The sequence below is a fragment of the Bradyrhizobium sp. UFLA05-109 genome (genome assembly GCF_054185165.1).
Genome location: NZ_JBBIAR010000020.1, coordinates 112,597 through 132,341 on the forward strand (window position 1 = coordinate 112,597; position 19,745 = coordinate 132,341).

17 protein-coding genes are annotated in these 19,745 nt (G+C 65.1%); 14 read left to right on the forward strand and 3 right to left on the reverse strand.

The features are described from left to right. Positions 1-11 precede the first annotated feature (11 nt). From Q3C01_RS16900 to Q3C01_RS16965, 14 genes are all read left to right on the forward strand, one after another. Positions 12-785: an SDR family NAD(P)-dependent oxidoreductase gene (locus Q3C01_RS16900; protein WP_458146446.1), complete on the forward strand. Its 774-nt coding sequence runs from the start codon at positions 12-14 to the stop codon at positions 783-785. Positions 786-814: 29 nt separating this feature from the next. Beyond that, positions 815-2,470, forward strand: coding sequence for an FGGY-family carbohydrate kinase (locus Q3C01_RS16905; RefSeq protein ID WP_458146447.1), 1,656 nt, complete (start codon positions 815-817; stop codon positions 2,468-2,470). A 21-nt stretch (positions 2,471-2,491) separates the two neighbouring features. Next, entirely contained in the window at positions 2,492-3,427 is a 936-nt protein-coding gene (locus Q3C01_RS16910; protein WP_458146448.1) for a carbohydrate kinase family protein, read from the forward strand. A gap of 118 nt (positions 3,428-3,545) precedes the next feature. Continuing rightward, positions 3,546-4,967: an amidase gene (locus tag Q3C01_RS16915; RefSeq protein ID WP_458146449.1), complete on the forward strand. Its 1,422-nt coding sequence runs from the start codon at positions 3,546-3,548 to the stop codon at positions 4,965-4,967. Positions 4,968-5,078: 111 nt separating this feature from the next. Beyond that, positions 5,079-6,029 carry an ABC transporter permease gene (locus tag Q3C01_RS16920; RefSeq protein WP_458146450.1) on the forward strand — a complete coding sequence of 317 codons (951 nt, stop codon included), beginning with the start codon at positions 5,079-5,081 and terminating at the stop codon, positions 6,027-6,029. Beyond that, positions 6,026-6,922: an ABC transporter permease gene (locus Q3C01_RS16925; RefSeq protein ID WP_458146451.1), complete on the forward strand. Its 897-nt coding sequence runs from the start codon at positions 6,026-6,028 to the stop codon at positions 6,920-6,922. Before Q3C01_RS16920 ends, Q3C01_RS16925 begins: the two co-directional genes overlap by 4 nt. A gap of 2 nt (positions 6,923-6,924) precedes the next feature. Continuing rightward, positions 6,925-7,938 (forward strand): ABC transporter ATP-binding protein, encoded by a 1,014-nt coding sequence (locus Q3C01_RS16930; RefSeq protein ID WP_458146452.1) that lies wholly within the window; start codon positions 6,925-6,927, stop codon positions 7,936-7,938. After that, positions 7,935-8,948: an ABC transporter ATP-binding protein gene (locus tag Q3C01_RS16935; RefSeq protein WP_458146453.1), complete on the forward strand. Its 1,014-nt coding sequence runs from the start codon at positions 7,935-7,937 to the stop codon at positions 8,946-8,948. Before Q3C01_RS16930 ends, Q3C01_RS16935 begins: the two co-directional genes overlap by 4 nt. A 55-nt stretch (positions 8,949-9,003) precedes the next feature. Then, a complete protein-coding gene (locus Q3C01_RS16940) occupies positions 9,004-10,497 on the forward strand; it encodes an ABC transporter substrate-binding protein (RefSeq protein WP_458146454.1) in 1,494 nt (497 codons plus the stop codon). Between the two features lie 258 nt (positions 10,498-10,755). Further along, positions 10,756-11,841, forward strand: a complete 1,086-nt coding sequence (locus tag Q3C01_RS16945; protein WP_458146455.1) for a cytochrome-c peroxidase — start codon at positions 10,756-10,758, stop codon at positions 11,839-11,841. A 25-nt stretch (positions 11,842-11,866) separates the two neighbouring features. Further along, positions 11,867-12,187, forward strand: coding sequence for a plastocyanin/azurin family copper-binding protein (locus Q3C01_RS16950; RefSeq protein WP_458146456.1), 321 nt, complete (start codon positions 11,867-11,869; stop codon positions 12,185-12,187). A 28-nt stretch (positions 12,188-12,215) separates the two neighbouring features. Then, entirely contained in the window at positions 12,216-13,874 is a 1,659-nt protein-coding gene (locus tag Q3C01_RS16955; RefSeq protein WP_458146457.1) for a HAMP domain-containing methyl-accepting chemotaxis protein, read from the forward strand. Positions 13,875-13,952: 78 nt separating this feature from the next. Continuing rightward, a complete protein-coding gene (locus tag Q3C01_RS16960; protein ID WP_458146458.1) occupies positions 13,953-14,354 on the forward strand; it encodes a hypothetical protein in 402 nt (133 codons plus the stop codon). Positions 14,355-14,483: 129 nt separating this feature from the next. Beyond that, positions 14,484-15,302, forward strand: a complete 819-nt coding sequence (locus Q3C01_RS16965) for an aspartate dehydrogenase (protein WP_458146459.1) — start codon at positions 14,484-14,486, stop codon at positions 15,300-15,302. A gap of 6 nt (positions 15,303-15,308) precedes the next feature. Here the strand turns inward: Q3C01_RS16965 and Q3C01_RS16970 are convergent, their stop codons facing one another. The 3 genes from Q3C01_RS16970 to Q3C01_RS16980 form a co-directional block, all read right to left on the reverse strand. After that, positions 15,309-16,610 (reverse strand): PQQ-dependent sugar dehydrogenase, encoded by a 1,302-nt coding sequence (locus Q3C01_RS16970; RefSeq protein WP_458146460.1) that lies wholly within the window; start codon positions 16,608-16,610, stop codon positions 15,309-15,311. A gap of 174 nt (positions 16,611-16,784) precedes the next feature. Then, complete coding sequence (locus tag Q3C01_RS16975; RefSeq protein ID WP_458146461.1) at positions 16,785-19,532, reverse strand: hybrid sensor histidine kinase/response regulator; 2,748 nt, start codon at positions 19,530-19,532, stop codon at positions 16,785-16,787. After that, positions 19,529-19,745, reverse strand: a 217-nt coding sequence (locus tag Q3C01_RS16980; RefSeq protein ID WP_458146462.1) for an ABC transporter substrate binding protein, incomplete at its 5' end; no start/stop codon positions are given. The genes Q3C01_RS16980 and Q3C01_RS16975, both read right to left, overlap by 4 nt.

Below are 19,745 nucleotides of genomic sequence, written 5' to 3' on the forward strand. Positions count from 1 at the left end.
GGAAAAGCAACATGTACCTGGAAAAATTCAAGCTGAACGGCAAGAGCGCGATCATCACCGGCGGCGGGCAGGGAATCGGGCTCGCCTGTGCCGAGGCGCTGGCGGAGGCCGGCGCCAAGGTGATCATCGCCGACCGCGACGGCAAGGTTGCCCAGGCCGCCCAGGCTGGCCTCAAGGCCAAGGGCTACGATACCGAGACCGTCGTCATGGATGTGACCGACACCAGGCGCGTCGCCGACGTCGCGAACGAACTCGTCGCCCGTCACGGCAAGGTCGATATTCTCGTCAACAATGCCGGCATTGCCCGCAGCGAGACGCCGGCGGAGACCGTGACGGACGAGCACTGGCTCAACGTCATCGACGTCAATCTCAATGGGACGTTCTGGTGTTGCCGCGAATTCGGCAAGCACATGCTGAAGGCGAAAGCGGGAACCATCGTCAACGTCGGCTCGATGTCGGGCTTCATCGTCAACAAGCCGCAGGAGCAATCCTTTTACAACGCCTCCAAGGCCGCGGTGCACCATCTAACCAAGTCGCTGGCCGCGGAATGGGGCGCGCGTGGCATCCGCGTCAACGCTGTCGCCCCGACCTATATCGAAACGCCGCTGAACGCCTTCGTGAAGAGCAATCCAAAAATGTACGACGCCTGGATTGGTGGAACTCCGATGGCGCGGATGGGACAGGTCGAGGAGATCGCCTCGGTCGTGCTGTTCCTGAGCTCCGAGGCCGCGAGCCTGATGACGGGCAGCATCGTGCTAGTGGATGGCGGTTACACTTGCTGGTAGGCTCCTCGTCAAAATTGACGGGAGCGACAATGCCGCAGGCGTATATCGGTGTCGATGTCGGGACGACCAGCACGCGGGCAGGGGTTTTCGACGAGGCGGGTAATCTGCTGGCGACTGCGCGGCATCCGATTCGGATCTGGCACGAGGCCGGCGATATCGTCGAGCAGTCGTCGTCGGACATCTGGGACGCTTGCGCGAAATCCGTCCGCGCAGCCATGGCTGAGGCGGGGATTGCGCCTGATACCGTGCGAGGCATCGGGTTCGATGCCACCTGCTCGCTGGTGGTGCTCGGCGAGGACGGCGAGCCGGTCACGGTCAGCGCCTCCGGCGACAGCCAGCGCAACGTCATCGTCTGGATGGATCATCGCGCCACGACCGAGGCGCGTCTGATCAATGAGACGCAGGACGATGTGCTGCGCTACGTCGGCGGCTCGATCTCGCCCGAGATGGAGATGCCGAAGCTCTTGTGGCTGAAGCGACATCTGCGCCAGAGTTTTGAGGCCGCCGGCCATTTCTTCGACCTTGCGGACTATCTGACGTGGCGCGCGACCGGATCGCTTCAGCGCTCGACCTGCACGGTGACCTGCAAATGGAACTATCTGGCGCATGATGGCGGCGGCTGGAGCGCGCCGTTCTTTCAGCGCATAGGACTGTCGGACTTCGTTGCCGAAAAATATGCCCGGATCGGCACCGAGATCGTCGCGCCCGGCACGCGGCTCGGCGCCGGCCTGACGCGGGCGGCGGCGGCCGATCTGGGGTTGAGTGCAGGCACGCCGGTCGGCGCATCGCTGATCGATGCCCATGCCGGCGGCATCGGCGCAATCGGCGGACGCGACAGCTCGGGCGGCACCGCAGACGTCTGCGACCGCCTCGCCTACATCATGGGGACATCCGCCTGCATCATGGCGACGACCAGGGAACCATGCTTCGTTCCCGGCGTGTGGGGACCCTATTACTCCGGCATGGTGCCGAACTTCTGGTTGAACGAGGGTGGGCAGTCGGCAGCGGGAGCCGCGATCGACCATCTTTTGCGGTCGCATGCGGGATATGCCGAGGCGAGCACGGCTGCACGCAAGGACGGGCTCGATATCATCGACTTTCTGGAAAAGCGCATCATCGCGCGCGCGGGCGATGTGAGCCGTGCCGCGCTGCTGGCGCGCGACATTCACGTTCTGCCGGAGTTCATCGGCAACCGCTCGCCTTACGCCGATCCCGATACGCGCGCGGTGATTGCGGGCCTCGACCTCGACACCGACATCGGCGCGATGGAGCGCCTGTTCGTCGCCGGCCTCTGCGGTCTTGCCTATGGACTTGCCGAGGTGATCGAGGCCTTTGCCGCGCAGGGTGTTCACTCCAGCATCATGATCATGGGAGGCGGGGCGAGCCGCAGCCCGCTGGTGCGGCAGATCATGGCGGATACCACGGGCCTGACCGTTGCGCTGCCGCAGACCAGGGAGCCAGTGCTGCTCGGTGCCGCGATGCTCGGTGCCGTCGCCGGCGGCGCCTTTGCCTCGATCGGCGAGACCATGGCAAAAATGTCCGCGCTCGGCCGCCTCACCGAGCCGACGGCGCCGGGCATGGCCGAGTTTCACGGCCGCAAGCGGAAGGCCTATAAGATGCTGCGGGATTTCGATCGCGGCAGCCGCGAAGCGATGGCCGGCTTCGAGCTGACGCTGCCGGGATAAGGGCAAGATAGGGTAGGGGTGATGCTGCTCAGTTGTGGCGATGCGCTGATCGATTTCGTGCCAACGCACGCAGCCGACGGCCGCGAGGCCGTGATGCCCGCGGTCGGCGGCTCCTGTCTCAACGTCGCGATCGGCATGGCGCGGCTGGGCGCGCCGACCGGTTTCGTCGGCGGCCTCTCGAACGACATGTTCGGGCAGATGATCGCGGCCCATGCCGAAGCCTCAGACGTCGAGCTCCGCTACGCCACGCGCAGCGATCACCAGACCACGCTCGCTTTCGTGCGCATCGTAGCCGGCGAGTCGCATTATGCCTTCTACGACGCCGAAACCGCGACGCGGAACTGGACCTATCGGCGCGGGGCTATCCCCTTCGAGACCATCGAAGCGGTGCATGTCGGCTCCACCACGCTGGTCAACGACACCGGTGCGGCCGAGACGAAGGCGCTGATCGCAGACGCCAGAGCGTCCTCGACGATCTCGTTCGATCCGAACTGCCGGCCCAACCTCGTCAAGGACAAGCCGTCCTACGTTGCGCGCATGGGCGAGTTCGCGGCGAGCGCCGATATCGTCCGCATGTCCGACGTCGACTTCACCTATCTCTACGGTGACGAGCCATACCAGCAGAAGGCCGATGCGTTGCTTGGGCAAGGCGCGAGCCTCGTCGTCATCACCCGCGGCATCGACGGCGCCGTCGCCTGGCACAAGACGGCGGGTAAGATCGAGGTCGCCGCCCCCAAAGTGACGGTTGCCGACACGATCGGCGCCGGCGACAGCTTTCAGGCGGCACTGCTCTTCGCCCTTTACAAGCAGGAGCGCCTTCGACGGCAGCTGCTCGAGGACATCGGTGCCGATGATCTGCGCCGCGCGCTGTCCTTCGCGGCCAATTGTGCCGGCTTCACCTGCACCCGCCCCGGCGCCGATCCGCCGCGCCTGAGCGAGATCAACTGGCGCTGGTAGCGCACCCGCGCTGGCATTCAAGAATGTCCCACGGGACTGCGGCCATGCGCGGGCGGAAATGGACAGCGCCGCTTGAGGCTGCCAAGTTCGTGGCAACACCACGCGAGCCCGTCCCGACATGAGCGAAGACCTCTGTTTTCTATCGGCCGTTGAACTGCGCGGACGCATCAGCCGTAAGGAGATATCTCCCGTCGAGGTCACGCGCGCGGTGCTCGCCCGTGCCGAAGCTTTGCAGCCGACATTGAACTGTTTCATCACGCTATGCGCCGACGAAGCGCTGGTCCAGGCGCGCGAGGCAGAGCGCAAGGTGATGGCGAATGAGCCGCTCGGGCTGCTTCACGGCATTCCGGTTACCATCAAGGACATCGTCAACACCAAGGGCGTGAAAACCACCTTCGGCGCCGTTCCCTACAAGGACAATGTGCCGGAGGAGGACGCCGTGGCGGTGGCGCGGCTGCGCGCCCATGGTGCGATCCTGATCGGCAAGACCACGACGCCGGAATTCGGCTCGAAATGCCTGACCGACTCGCCGCTGTTCGGCCGCACCCGCAACGCCTGGAGTGCGGAGCGCTCCTCCGGCGGCTCCAGCGGCGGAGCCGCGGCGGCGGTTGCGAGCGGCATCGCGCCGCTGGCGATCGCAACCGATGGCGGGGGTTCCACCCGGATCCCCGCAGCCTGCAACGGCGTCGTCGGACTGAAGCAGAGCAACGGCGTGATCCCGCACAGCCAGGCGCAGGATGCTTTCGGCAACCAGACCTATGTCACGCCGACCACGCGGACAGTCGCGGATACCGCGCTGATGATGCAGGCGATGGCCGGGGAGGATGCCTGCGATCCCTGGTCGATCGGCCTTCCCGCGCCTGATTTCGTTGGCAGCGCCGTGCCGCGCGGCGATCTGCGCGGACAGAAGATCATGTACTGCCTGTCGCCGCCCGGGCGTCCGGTCTCGGCTGATGTCGCCAGTGCCTTCAAGGAAAGCCTCGATCGGCTCGCAGGCCTCGGCGCGGAGCTGGAAGAATTTTCGGGCGAGGGGTTTGACATCGAGCCGATCTGGCGCGCGATCAACCACACCGTCTGGCGGACGCGCTTCTCCAAGCTCGCGGCTGACCACAAGGACGAGCTGAGCGAGGCGTTCCTCAAGCAGCTCGCGCTCGCCACGAAGGTGAGCGGCGTCGACTACCAGGAGGCGATGTTCGCACGGACGGCGTTATTCCGCCGCGTGCAATCGCTGCTCGCGCGCGGCCATCTGCTGGCAATGCCGACCCTGACCCGGACGGCATTGCCGATCGATCAGGATCTGTTCGGTACCATCGAGATTGACGGCAACAGTTTTGACAGCGTCCGGCCGCACTGGTTCCCCTGGACCATGCTGTTCAACATGACCGGCCACCCCGCGATCAGCCTGCCATGCGGCTTCGGCCGGGACGGGCTGCCGATCGGTCTTCAACTCGTCGGTCGCTTCCGCGACGATGCCGGGCTGTTGCGTGTGAGCGCGATGTTCGAAACCTCGCACGATCTCTCGTGCCGCCGTCCCGGCTGAGATGAGATACATGCACCAAGGCACTTGCACCAAGGCACTTGCGTCGGGCGCCCGGACATGTTGATCGTGCCCAGGGACGTCTTGAATTCCTGAGCCTGAACCCGAGAGCGCATGAGCGTATTTGTCCTAAGGCGGCTTGTGACCTTGCTGGCGACGCTGGTCGGTGCGTCCCTGATCATTTTCCTGGTCCTGGATGCGCTTCCGGGCAACGCCGCGCAGATGCTCATGGGCGCCGATGCTTCGCCGGATGCGGTGCGGGCCCTGACCATCAAGCTCGGCCTCGATCAACCGCTGACCGTGCGCTACCTGCAATGGATCAAGGGCATGGCGGTGGGCGACCTCGGCAACAGCTATGTCTACGGCACGCCCGTCGCCGGTCTCATCGCCGAGCGGCTCTGGTTGACCATTCCGCTGGCGATCATGTCCATGCTGATCACGGTCACGCTCGCGCTCGCCGCCGGCATCTACACGGCCGCCAATCACAACAGGCTCGGCGATGTCGGCGTGATGTCGCTGACCCAGGTCGGCATCGCGCTGCCGAACTTCTGGTTCGCGATTCTGCTGATCCTGCTGTTCTCGGTGAAACTGCAATGGCTCTCGGCCGGCGGCTTTGCCGGCTGGGACGACGGCATCTGGCCCGGCGTCAAGTCGCTGCTGCTGCCGGCCATCTCGCTCGCCGTGGTGCAGGCCGCGATCCTGGCCCGCGTCACGCGCTCGGCGGTGCTGGAGGTGCTGCGCGAAGATTTCGTCCGCACTGCGCGCGCCAAGGGGCTGGGCAAGCGCGAGGTGCTGTGGAGCCACGTGCTGCGCAACGCGATGATCCCGGTGATGACCGTGATGGGTCTGCAATTCGCAAATCTCCTGGCCGGCACCATCGTGATCGAGAACGTCTTTTATCTGCCCGGCCTCGGCCGGTTGATCTTCCAGTCGATCGCCAATCGCGACCTGATCGTTGTGCGCAACTGCGTGATGCTGCTTGCGGCCATGGTCGTCATCGTCAATTTCATGGTCGATGTGCTCTATGCCTTCATCGATCCCCGTATCAAGGTCCACGACCTGTGAGTGATCCCCTGACTGCTGCCGTCGGCCTGCCGACGACTTCAGCGCCGTCGCGGCCCGCGGCCGGATTCTGGCGCCGCGCGCTGCGTCATCGCAGCTTCGTGCTGGGCGGCGTGCTGGTTCTTCTGGTGATCGGCTCGGCGCTGCTGTCGCTGGTGTGGACGCCGTGGTCGGCTTACGACATCGACATCGCCTCGAAGCTCAAGCCGCCGTCGTTCTCGCACTGGCTCGGCACCGACTCCTTCGGCCGCGATATCGTCTCCCTGCTGCTGGTCGGGGCGCGCTCGACCATCCTGGTCGGCATCATCGCGGTCGGCATCGGGCTGACGTTCGGTGTCTGCCTCGGACTGATCGCCGCCGCGCGCAAGGGCTGGACGGAAGAGCTCATCATGCGCATGAGCGATTTCACCTTCGCCTTTCCGGCCGTGCTGTCGGCAATCATGCTCGCTGCGGTGGTCGGTCCCGGCATGCTGACCTCCATCACCGCGATCGGCATCTTCCAGATCCCGATCTTTGTCCGCGTTACCCGCGGCTCGGCCAACGCGATCTGGGCGCGCGAGTTCGTGCTGGCTGCACGCGCATCGGGGAAGGGGGCTTTTCGCATCACCATCGAGCACGTACTGCCGAACATCCTGTCGATCCTGATCGTGCAGGCGACGATCCAGTTCGCGCTCGCGATCCTGGCCGAGGCCGCGCTGTCCTATCTCGGGCTCGGCACGCAGCCGCCGCAGCCGTCCTGGGGCCGCATGCTCAACGACGCTCAGACGCTGCTATTTCAGTCGCCGATGCTTGCGGTCTATCCGGGTGCGGCGATCGCGGTCGCCGTTCTCGGCCTCAATCTTCTCGGCGACGGATTGCGCGATCTGCTCGATCCCCGTCTGGCGCGGGAGCGGTGACGATGGGCAATCCCGCAAACGCGCTGCTGATCGACGTCGACAATCTCGGCGTCCGTCTCAACACCAGCCGTGGCCCGGCGCAGGCCGTTCGCGGCATCAGCTTTTCCCTGAGGCGCGGCGAGACGCTGGGCCTGGTCGGCGAATCCGGCTGCGGCAAGTCGGTCACCGCGCTCGCGCTGATGGGCCTGTTGCCCGATAGCGCCGTCGTCGGCGGCAGCGTTCGCCTCGATGGTCGCGAGCTCGTAAGACTGTCCGATGCGGATTACTGCAAGCTGCGGGGCAACCGCATCAGCATGATCTTCCAGGAGCCGATGACCGCGCTCAATCCGATGCACACGATCGGGCATCAGGTCGCTGAGCCGCTCCGGCGCCACAAGAATTATTCTGCGGCGCAGGCGCGCGCCGAGGCGATTGCCTTGCTCGATCGCGTCGGACTCCCGGACGCGGCAAAGCGCGTCGATGCCTATCCGCACCAGTTCTCCGGCGGCCAGCGCCAGCGCGTCACCATCGCAATGGCGCTCGCCTGCGAGCCGGACCTGTTGATCGCGGACGAGCCGACCACGGCGCTCGACGTCACCATCCAGGGGCAGATCCTCGACCTCATCGCCGATCTCGTCGAAGAGCGCGGCATGTCGATGATCCTGATCTCGCACGATCTCGGCGTCATCGCCGAGAACGTCGAGCGCATGATGGTGATGTATGGCGGCACCGTTGTCGAGAGCGGGCCGACCGACGAGGTGTTCAGACGCATGGGTCATCCCTATACGCAAGGCTTGTTCCGGGCTCGGCCGCAGCTCGGCGCGCGGAAGGGGACACGGCTGAAGACCATCACCGGCACGGTGCCGGAGCTCGCGGATCTGCCGTCCGGCTGTACGTTTGCCGATCGTTGCCCGCTGGTGATCGATGGTTGTCGTGCCGCGCTTCCGCCGATGGTGGAGGTCGGGCCGGGCCATGGCGTCCGCTGCATCAGGACGGATGTGTCGATGGCTGATCGCGTTGGGACGGTGTCCGCATGACCGCCACCTCGCAACCGCTTCTCGACGTGAACGACCTCGTGCAGCGCTATACGCTGCCGCGCGAAAGCCTGTTTCGTCCGCCGGGTCAGGTGCTGGCGCTCAACGGCGTGAGCGTACGGATCGAGGCGGGGAAGAGCCTGGGCGTGGTCGGCGAATCCGGCTCGGGCAAGTCGACCTTTGCCCGCGTGGTGATGGCGCTGGAGCGGCCGACATCGGGGCGGGTCGAGCTGCTCGGCCGCGACCTCAATCAATTGCCCGCAGATGAACTCCGCCGCGCGCGGCGCGATTTTCAGATGGTGTTCCAGGATCCGTACGGATCGCTCGATCCGCGCCAGACCATCGCGCGGATCGTCGCCGAACCGCTCACGGCGCTGGAGCGGACCGATCGCGCGACGCTGCGCGCGCGAGTCTCTGCGGTGCTGAGGCAGGTCGGCCTGCGCGATGCGGACCTGGACAAATATCCGCACGAATTCTCCGGCGGCCAGCGCCAGCGCATCGCGATCGCGCGAGCGCTGATCACCCAACCAAAGCTGATCGTCGCCGACGAACCGGTCTCCGCACTCGACGTCTCCGTGCAGGCGCAGGTCCTGAACCTGATGCAGGACCTCCAGGAACAATTTGGCCTGAGCTACATCCTGATCAGCCACGATCTCGCGGTCGTGGACTATCTCTGCGACGAGGTCGCGGTGATGTATTTGGGTCGGATCGTCGAGCAGGGCAGGCCGGAGGACCTGTTCGAGCATTGCGCCCATCCCTATACGCGCGCGCTGCTGGAGGCGGTGCCGCGCGCTCGCGCCGGGCGTGTGCGCCGCCGCCGCGGCGCGCAGGCGATCGCCTCGCAATCATCGGCTGCGACCGGATGCCCCTACATTTCCCGCTGTCCGCTCGCCGACCAGCATTGCCGCGAAGACGCCCCTGCGCTACGCAAGACCGGAGAGGCGCATCTGGCGGCCTGCCACAAGGCCGAAGAGGTGATGGCGCTGCCGGCTTTGGCCGAACAGGTCGGTTAGCGTCAGGCTGCGGATTGGCATAGATTGAACGGGTCAACGGCCGGGGAGAGAAAATATGTTCAAGAAACTCATCATCGTCGCGGTAGCGGCCGCGTTCGCCGCGGCATCGCTGCCGGCTCTGGCGCAGGGCAAGAAGGACAGCGTCGTCATGGGCATGACGCTGGAGCCGCCGGGGCTCGATCCCACCAACGCAGCCGCGGCGGCGATTGCCGAAGTCACGCTCTACAACATCTTTGAGACCCTGACCAAGATCAACGAGGACGGCTCGACCTCGCCGCTGCTGGCCGAGAGCTGGACCGCGTCGCCCGATCTGAAGACCTATACGTTCAAGCTGCGCAAGGGCGTGAAATTCCAGAATGGCGAGCCGTTCGATTCCGCGGCGGTGAAGTTCTCGTTCGAGCGCAATGCCGCAGCCAACTCGACCAACAAGGACAAGAGCCTGTTCCAGAGCTTCGAGAAGGTCGACGCGCCGGACGCCGACACGGTCGTGGTCGCAATGAAATATTCCGAGCCGAACCTTCCGTTCCTGCTCGGGCAGGCGAGCGCCTCGATCGTCGAGCCGAAGAGCGCGCCGACCAACGTCACCCAGCCGGTCGGCACCGGGCCGTACCAGCTCGGTGCGTGGGTCAAGGGTTCCTCGATCACGCTCAACAAGTGGGCCGACTACCGCAATGCCTCGGCGATCAAGCTCTCCAAGGTCACGATCCGCTTCATCGGTGATCCCGCCGCGCAGATTGCAGCCCTGCTGTCCGGTGACGTCGACGCGTTTCCGCGCGTCACGACTCGCGGCGTCGCTCAGTTCAAGTCCGATCCGCGCTTCACAGTGCTTGTCGGCGGCTCCAAGGCCAAGACCATCGTCGCCATCAACGAGAAGAAGAAGCCGCTCGACGACGTGCGCGTTCGCCGCGCCATACTCGCCGCGATCGATCGTAAGGCGATGATCGACGGCTCGGTCGAAGGTTACGGCACGCCGATCGGCAGCTTCTACACGCCGGGCTCGCTCGGCTATGTCGACACCACCGGCGTCAATCCTTACGACCCCGAGAAGGCGAAGAAGCTGCTGGCTGAAGCCGGCGTTACCACGCCGCTCGAAATCAGCCTGAAGCTGCCGCCCCCGCCTTACGCGCGGCAGGGCGGTGAGATCCTCGCGGCCCAGCTCGCCAAGGTCGGCATCACCGCGAAGATCGAGAACGTCGAATGGGCGCAGTGGCTGTCGCAGGTGTTCGCGCCGAACGGGCCGCACAATTACGACCTGACCATCGTCTCCCATGTCGAGCCCTTCGATCTCGTGAAGCTGACCGAGCCCGACTACTATCTCGGCTACAACAACGAGGCGTTCAACGCGCTCTACAAGCAGATCGTGACGACGCCGGACGAAGCCGGCCGCGCAAAACTGCTCGGCGATGCGCAGCGCATGCTGGCAACCGATGCGGTTGCCGGCTTCCTGTTCCAGCCGCAATGGGTCACCGTCACCAGCAAGAAGCTGAAGGGCGTCTGGAAGGAAGTCCCGCAGTTCGAGAACGATTTCTCGGCCTGGTCGTGGGAGTAGCGCTCGCACGCCGACGTTGATGGGATCTTCATGGCCGGGCTTGTCCCGGCCATTTCATTTGGTGCTCCGTGCTCGGTCTCATCTATTGAGACGATGCACGTTGTTTCCGTATTTTTACGGTGCCTGTGTTTCCCGCGAGCAAATCGCGGGAAACATAATTTAACGTTTCGCCTCTACTTCTCATTTTGTCGTTCTGGCGTCTGATTGCGTCGAAGCTTTTTTCGGTGTCGCGAATGACACCCTTTTTGGGGACATTGCATGCCGGTGCGCGGCTCCTATCGCTCGATCGCCTTCCTTGCGACGATCGCCTCGGCTGGTCTCGGCATCCTCGGCTTCAGCACGATCGGTTTTGGCGCGGCTGTCGTCGGCGAAAGCCGGAAGGTCGAGATCACGCAGAAGGCGCCGGGCGGACTCGATGCACTGAAGGCGCAGTACCGCCGGCCGACGACGATTCCGTTTCCCAAGGACAACCCGTATACGCCCGAGAAGGCCGCGCTCGGCAAGAAACTCTATTTCGACACCCGCCTGTCGGTGAGCTCAGCGCAGTCCTGCGCGAGCTGCCACAGTCCCGGCTTCGGCTGGGGCGACGGGCTCGCCGTCGGTATCGGTCACGGCATGGCGAAGCTCGGCCGCCATTCGCCGACCATCGTCAACGCGGCCTGGAGCGCGATCTTCATGTGGGACGGGCGTCTCCCGACGCTCGAGGAGCAGGCGCTCGGCCCGATCCAATCGCCGGGCGAGATGAACATGAAGCTCGACGATCTGTTGGCGCGCCTTTCGAGCATTCCCGAATACAAGCCGTTGTTCGACGCGGCTTTTCCCGGCGACGGCATGAAGGCGAAGACACTGGCGCAGGCCATCGCCACTTATGAGCGCACTGTCGTTTCGGAGCGCGCGCCGTTCGACGCCTGGATCGACGGCGACGAGAAGGCAATCTCGGAAGACGCCAAGCGCGGGTTCGCCGTGTTCAACGGCAAGGCGCAATGTGCCGCCTGCCACGAGGGCTGGAACTTCACCAACGAAGGTTTTCAGGACATTGGTCTGCCGAGCAAGGATGTCGGTCGCGGCGAATATCTGCCCGGTGTCATCAAGATGCAGCATGCCTTCAAGACGCCGGGTTTGCGCGAGATCGGCCGCCGCAGCCCTTATATGCATGACGGCTCGCTCGCAACCCTCGAGCAGGTGATCGACCACTACGACCATGCCGGCGTCGATCGTCCCAGCCGATCGGACCTGATGCGGCCGCTCGGACTGACGGCGCAGGAAAAGACCGATCTCGTCGCCTTCCTCAAGACATTGACCAGCGAAATCAGCCCAACGGCCGTGCCGGTCCTTCCACGCTAGCAACGATCTTCAAAAGGATATTCCCATGCGCACACTCGCTCTGTTCACCGGCGTCATCATCTGTGGTCTTTCGGTCGGCGCCTACGCTGCGACCGAAGTGATCCACCAGCAGGGCCGCGTCTTCTCGTCTGAAAGCATCTCGGTCAAGAAGGGCGAGGCGATCACGTTTCTCAATGATGATACGGTGCCGCACAACATCATGTCGGCCAGCAAGGGCAACGAGTTCAATCTCGGCTCGCAGGCGCCGGGCACCTCGACCGATGTCTCCTTCAAGGAAGCCGGCGACGTGCAGGTGATTTGCGCGATTCATCCGCGCATGAAGATGATGGTCAAGGTGACGGACTAACAGGCCCGCCGGGCGCCGGAGATTGATGATGTCGATACGCTACAAGATCTTCGGTGCCTTCAGCGTCGTAGTCCTGCTCGCCTGCGCGATCGCTTTCTACGGCATTCGCGCCATCGGCAATTCCGGCGACATGGTCGTCAAGCTCTACGACGGACCGCTGATGGGGATCAACCATGCGCGCTCCGCCCATGCGGCCCTGCACGAGGCGCGCCTCCTGCTCCAGCGCAGCCTGGTTGCCGGCGCCTCCGGCGACATGGTCACGAAATTCGAAAGACTGGTGCGCAGCAGCTTCGAGGATCTCAACGTTGTGCGTGAACGCGCACCTTCGCCGTCCGTTGCAGCGGCGCGCGAGAAGACCGAGAGCCAGCTCAAGGACTGGTCAGGCGCCGCGCTGAAGATCCTCAAACCGTCGCCTGGCGGGGTGACCGAGATTCCGACGAGCTTCCTGCTCACCGAACAGGGCGATCGCCTGATGGCCTCGATCGACGATCTCGTCGAGCTGGTTGCGGCTTATGGCTACGAGTATCGCACCGCGGCGGAAGGGGCAGTAGAACAGGCGCGCACCACGATGCTATCGGTCGCGGTTGGCACGGTGGTGATCGGGCTGATCATCGCGCTCGCATTCTCCTATTCGATGAGCCGGCCGATCTCGGCCGCGGTCCGGGTTGCCGAACGCGTCGCGGCCGGCAATTTCACCGATGAGATCTCTGTGCGTCGCCGCGACGAGCTCGGCCGTCTCCTGAAATCGCTGGCCGTCATGCAGGCCAGCCTCAAGGCTCGCGCCGATGACGATCTCGCGCTGATCGCCGCCAAGGATCAGAGCAGCGCCGAGCAGAGCAACCGCCGGCAGCGCCTGGAAGCCGAAATAGATGCCTTCCGCTCCGCCTTCAGCACGGTGCTGAGCAACACCGACCGCATGACCGGCGAACTGACCGACACCGCGCAAAGCCTCGCCTCTACCGCGCGCACTGCGGGCACGCAGTCGAGCGAGGCGGCGTCGACAGCCAAGGAAACCTCGACCAACGTCCAGACGGTCGCGAGCGCCGCCAGTCAGCTCGGTGAATCCGTGCAAGCAATCACGTCCCAGCTTGCCGATGCGACCACGATCGTCCAGCGCGCCTCCGGCATGGCGGAAGCAGCCAACCAGACCATCGGCCGTTTGGCCGTCGCCGCGCAGCAGATCGACGAGGTGGTCGGCTTCATCCGCACCATTGCCGGGCAGACCAATCTGCTCGCGCTCAACGCCACGATCGAAGCCGCGCGCGCCGGCGAAGCGGGCAGGGGTTTTGCGGTCGTCGCCTCCGAAGTAAAGGCGCTTGCGACCCAGACCGCGAAGGCGACGGAGGATATTTCTTCGCAGATCACCGAGGTGCAATCGGCAACGCGCCATGCCGTCGACAATGTCGGCGCCATCGCGGTGATCATCGGCGACATCGACAGCTTTACCGGCCGCATTGCCGCCGCCGTGAGCCAGCAGAATGCCGCTGCCAGCGAGATCTCCAGAAACATCGGCCAGGCGGCCAACGGCACCGCCGTTGTCGCACGCAGCATCGCCGGAACGGCAGAGGCGACCGACAACGCCAACCGGTCGGCCGACATGGTGCTTGCCACCGCGCACGATCTCTCCAACCAGGCGATGCAATTGCGCTCGTCGGTCGATCGCTTCCTGGCGAACGTGGCTGCGTGAGCGAAAGCTCCGGGCCTTCCCTTTTTGCGCCTCAATTTGAGCGTGTCCTCGCCTTCTTAACGAGAACAGTGGGGAAACATGCAGTTCAAACGAATGTTGGCAGGCGCGGTCGGCGGCCTGATCCTGGCGTCCGCTTCGATCTCTCCAATTTACGCCGCTGCGGGATGCACAGTGGACAAGCTGCAGGGCGCCTATGTCTTTGACGGGCGGGGCACCAATGTGCACTACGGTGTCTTCAATTTCGACGGCAACGGCAAGTTCTCGGGCCAGCAGACCTCGATCCGCCAGACGAAGAGCCCGGCGCGCGAGACGCTTGAGGGTACGTACACGATCAACGCCGATTGCTCCGGCGTCATGATCATGGACGGCCAGCCCGGCGGCACCGCGCATTGGGATATCTTCGTCACGTCCGACGGCAAGAAGGGGCGAATGATCCGCACGGATGCCGGCATTCACGGCGTGCGCACCTTCGAGCAGTGAGCCGAGGCCGCCCTGCTTGGCGGCCCGTTGCTCTCCATTTGCGCGCCAGGCTGAACGGCCGGCCTGGCGCTGCTGCTTTGCGCACGGGTGATGCCTGGGCTATGAAAGGCCTTGCGAAGGGAGTTGCGCATGGCCGATCATCGGAAGGACCTGCGGGTTGCGATCGCGGGGTTGGGCTCGATCGGCACGAAGATCGCCGCCGAGCTCGATCGCGGAATCGAGGGTCTCGTCCTGTCGGCGATCGCCGCACGCGAGCCCGACAGGCATCGCGCATTTCTGAGCAGCCTGCGCCAGTCGCCGGCCCTCCTGCCCATCGAGCAGCTTGGTGAGGCGGCGGACATCGTCGTCGAGTGCGCGCCGAGCCATCTGTTGCGAAGCATCGTTGAGCCGGTGGTGAGACGAGGGAAGACGGCGGTGGTCGTCAGCGTCGGCGCGCTGCTCGACAATTCCGACCTCATCGATCTCGCCAAGGCCAATCACGGACGCATCATCGTGCCGACCGGCGCGCTGATCGGGCTCGACGCGGTCAACGCCGCTGCGGTCGGCACCATTCATTCGGTCAAGATGGTCACGCGCAAGCCGATCGACGGCCTGACGGGCGCGCCGTTCATCGTGCAGAACGGCATCGACATCGAAAATTTGCGCGAGCCGCTCAGATTGTTCGCCGGCACCGCGCGCGAGGCGGCCAAGGGCTTTCCAGCCAATCTCAACGTCGCGGTGGCGCTGTCGCTGGCGGGCATCGGCCCCGATCGCACCATGGTCGAGATCTGGGCCGATCCGACGGTGACGCGCAACCTGCATCGCATCGAGGTGGAGGCGGATTCCGCGCGCTTCTCGATGGCGATCGAGAACATCCCCTCGGAGAACCCGAAGACCGGCATGATCACGGCGTTGTCCGTGATCGCCCTGTTGCGCAAGCAGCGCGCCACGCTAAGCGTGGGTACGTGAGGGCGCTTACGCGCCCGTCACGCGCCAGATGACGTTGCCGACGTCGTCCGCCACCAGCAGCGAGCCGTCAGGCCCGAGCGTGACGCCGACCGGCCGGCCATAGGATTCCTTCTCGTCGGGTGCGAGGAATCCCGAAAGGATGTCTTGCGCAGGACCAGAGGGCTTGCCGTTCTCGAACGGCACGAACACCACCTTGTAGCCGCTCAGCGTCGAGCGGTTCCAGGAGCCGTGCTGGCCGATGACCATGCCGTCGGGGAAGCCGGGCAGGGTGCCGGCCGGCATCCAGCACAGGCCGAGCGAGGCGGTATGTCCGCCGAGCGCGTAGTCCGGCGTGATCGCCTTTGCGACCATCGCCGCATCCTGCGGCACGCGATCGTCGACCGTCTGCCCCCAATAGCAATAGGGCCAGCCGTAGAAGCCGCCATCGCGCACCGAGGTCAAATAGTCGGGCGGCGTCTCGTCGCCGAGCCCGTCGCGCTCGTTGACGACGGTCCACAGCACGCCGCTGTTCGGCTCGAACGCGAGGCCGACCGGATTGCGCAGGCCACCGGCAAAGATGCGGCTCGTGCCGTTCACGAGATCGAGCTCATACACGGCGGCGCGGCCTTCCTCGACCTCCATGCCCATCTCGGCGATGTTGCTGAGTGAACCGACGCCGGCATAGAGCTTCTTGCCGTCAGCGCTCGGGAGCAGGCTGCGCGTCCAGTGTCCGGATGGCTTGAAGGTGACGAGCTCGCGTCCCGAAGCCTTGATGCTTTGGGCGCCCGCGACATAGGGAAACGCCACCACGCCGTCGGTGTTGCCGACATAGAAGGTGTCGCCGATCAACGCCATGCCGAACGGCTGGCTCAGTCCTTCCATGAACGTTCCGCGCTGCTCGGCGACGCCGTCGCCGTCCGCATCGCGCAGCCGCGTGATGCGGTTGGCGCTGACGCCGAGCGCTGCCGCGCGCCGCATCGTGGCCTGCATGGCATAGTGAAACACGCTCCTCGGCGGACCTGCGATCTGCGTTGCTTCGGCGATCAGCACGTCGCCATTCGGCATCACGTTGATCCAGCGCGGATGGTCGAGCTCGCTCGCGAATGCGTTGACCTTTAGTCCGGGCGCGGCGACCGGCTTCTCGCCATCGCGCCAGCCCCGCGCGGTCGGCATCTTCAGCGTCGGAATGGCGCCTTGCGGCTTGGCTTCCGGAATCTGTGGCGCGCCGCCCCAGGCCGGCTTTGGCTGGGTCTCCGACATCCGCCGCCACATTAGCGCAGCTCCGCCGATCAGCGCGACGATGCGCGCGAATACGCTGGAAAAACTCATGAAAATCCCCTGTTGCGCCCGCGGAGCCGATCCGGCCTGCGTGGCTGTCGCGATGGTCCTGCGGCCGCCTTGCTAGGAGCAGGGCAGGCGCAGTGACAGTAGTTATACGATCTTACCGTTTCCAATCGAATCGCCGAGATTGCATAGCGCTCCCTTGTCAGGGCGCTTCCTCCCTTAAAAATCCTGCCCGCCCTGGTTGGCGGGCCTCTTTTTCGGCCACCGGAACTCTGGCGCAGGTGCGTGCTTGTTCTCGGCGCGGACCAGCCCAGCCAGCGCATGCAGGGATGCCTGCCGGAGCGTGTCCAGCTCACGGGCAGCAATCCGGCACTCCACGGTCGACATCGATGCGGCCGCAAGCTCGATCGTGTTGCAGACTTCGAACAGACGGACGAGGCCAAGCGCGCTGGCGGCGCTGCCGAGCCGGTGTGCGCACTTTGCCAGCTGCACGCGATCACCTGCGGCCGCGGCTCTTATGATGTCCGCCACGAGTGTCTCACTCGTCTCTTCGAGCAACTCGCAGAGCCCAGCGATCTGCCGCGCGCCCAGCAGCTCCCTCTGGTCACTCAGGAAGCGCTCGTCGATCAGCGTGCCGGCGGCCAGCCGGGTAGTCTCCGATCCCTCTTGCGGATCGCCTTCGAGCGCGTCGCGCAGGTTCTTGATCAGGATCGGCTTGCCGACGATCTTGCCGATCCCGGCACCGGCGAGGCGCTCGCGCGCCTTCCGCGATACGTCCGCAGTCACCGCAATGATGCGCGGTGTCCGCTGCAATCCAAGCTCCCGGATGCGCGCCGCAGCCTCCACGCCGTCCATGTCGGGCATGTGCAGGTCCATCAGGATGACGTCGAACGCCGCGCGGCTGGCCTGATCGATTGCGGCCGCGCCGTCCGTGGCAATCACGGCATGGTGCCCGAGCCGGCTGAGCATGGCTTCGCCGATCTCGCAATTGACGGGATCGTCGTCGACCAGCAGTACGCGCAGCGCAAGCGACGGCGCGCGTGCAACACCTTGGGCGCGCTCTGATTCGGCAAGTCCGAGCGGGACTGCGAGACGGAACACGCTCCCGGAGCCTGGCGTGCTCTCCACCGTCACGTCCCCGCCCATCAGCCGCGCCAGGCGGCGGGCGATCGCAAGCCCCAGCCCGGTGCCGCCGAAGCGTCGCGCAATACTGTCGTCGGCCTGCACGAAATCCTCGAAGATCCGCTCGTGCATGTCGGATGCGATGCCGATGCCAGTATCGGCGACGGAAACGCGGAGCAGCACGGAAGCCTGCTGCGGCTCGAGCGCGGCCGCGAGGGTGATACTGCCCTTCGCGGTGAACTTGACGGCGTTGCCGACGAGATTGAGCAGCACGCGATTGAGCCGCACTGGATCGCCATGCACCTGCACATCGAGACTCGCATCGCAGGAGAGATGGTACGCCAAACCCTTCGCCGCCGCCTGCGGACGTATCAGGTCGGCGGCCGTCTGGATGAGTTGGTCGAGGCGGAAATCGCGGGTCTCCAGTGCTTCCGTGCTCGCTTCCAGCCGCGCATATTCCAGGATCGCATCCACCAATGCGATCAGGGTTTCACCGGATCCGGCCGCGGTCGCGAGGTGACGCTGCTGCGCTTCGTTCAGGCTGCCGTCGTCCAGCAGCTGTAACACGCCCATGACACCGTTGAGCGGTGTGCGCAGCTCATGGCTGACGATGGCCAAAAAGCGCGACTTGGTCTCGTTGGCCTCTACGGCAGCGCTGCGCGCGCGCTCGGCGGCATCGTGCTCGGCGAGCGCATGATCGCGGGCCTTTTCGAGCTCGGCCGTGCGTTCGGCAACCTTGCGCTCCAGCGTCGCGTAGGACTCGCGCAGGTGCGCGGCCATCACGTTGAACTGGTCGCCGAGCGCCTCCAGTTCGTCATTGGTCTTGATGGCGAGCCGTAAGGAGAGATCGCCGCTGCCGATCCGCTTTGCGCCCTGCGTCAGTATCTGGATCGGGACGGTCATGCGCCGGCTGAGCAGGAACGCCGCAAGGACGGCGAATGCGAGCAGGGCGACCAGCAAGAACGTCGAGCGCCCGATAGAGGCGTAAATCGGCGCATAGGCCTCGCTGATCGGAAGCTCGACGAAGACGAGCCAGCCGAGCGGTGGGACCGTTGCGTAAGTCGACAAAACGCGCCGCTGCGACAGGTCATCCTTGACGAGTCCTCCCGCGGCAGGCGGGGTGCCGGAGAGCGCCGCCTGGACGTCGGGACGATCGGAAAGATCGGTGTGACGCAGCGCCGGCCACAAGTCCGGATGTGCGATCAACTGTCCTTTGCGATCGACGACATAGGCCTTGCCGGTGCTGCCGACCTTGATCCTGGCGACGAGGTCCCAGATGAAGCGCAGATTGACCTCGGCGACGGTGACTTGCGGATCGTTTCCGCCGCCGAGAACGGCAAGCGTCATGAACGGCTCGGTATCGCCGAAGAAGTAGACCGGTCCGTAGTAGATGCCGCTTGCCCTGGCGCCGAGAAAGGCCGGCGAGGCGGCAAGATCGGTCTGGCTGCCGACCTTGTCGGCGACGCGGCGCGACACGCGGACCTGCTCGCGTCCGCGGGCGTCGAGCGTTGCAATCTCGGCGATGGCGGGGGAGAGGCGCAAGAGGCGGATGGCGTTCAGCCGCTCGTCCTCCTGCGCCGACAGATCCGGCGGCAGGCGCGACAGCCATCTGAGCTCGCTTTCGATCTGACCGATGAACTGGCCGATCTGGATCGCCGCCGATGCGGCCTGTTCGCGCTGTGTCGCCGCGAGGAGCTGCTTCTGCTCGCGGTAGGAGAACCAGACCTCGAGCGCGGTGTTGAGGGCGAGCGCCGCGAAGGCGAGCGCGACGAACGAATAGAGATATTTGCGGAACAGCCGGCTCGGGGGCGCGCGCGAGGTGTCCTGGTTGGCCGGCTCGTTCACTCGCGGATCTCGTCGGCGCGCGCGAGCAACGTGGCCGGCAGCTTCAGCCCCAAGACATCGGCTGCCTTGCGGTTGATCAGAAGCTCGTATTTTCGCGGCGACTGCACCGGAAGGTCGCCCGCTTTGGTCCCGCGCAGGATCAGGTCGACATAGTCCGCCGAGCGCACCTCGAGGGAAGCGCCGTAGCTCATCAGCCCGCCGACGTCGATGAAA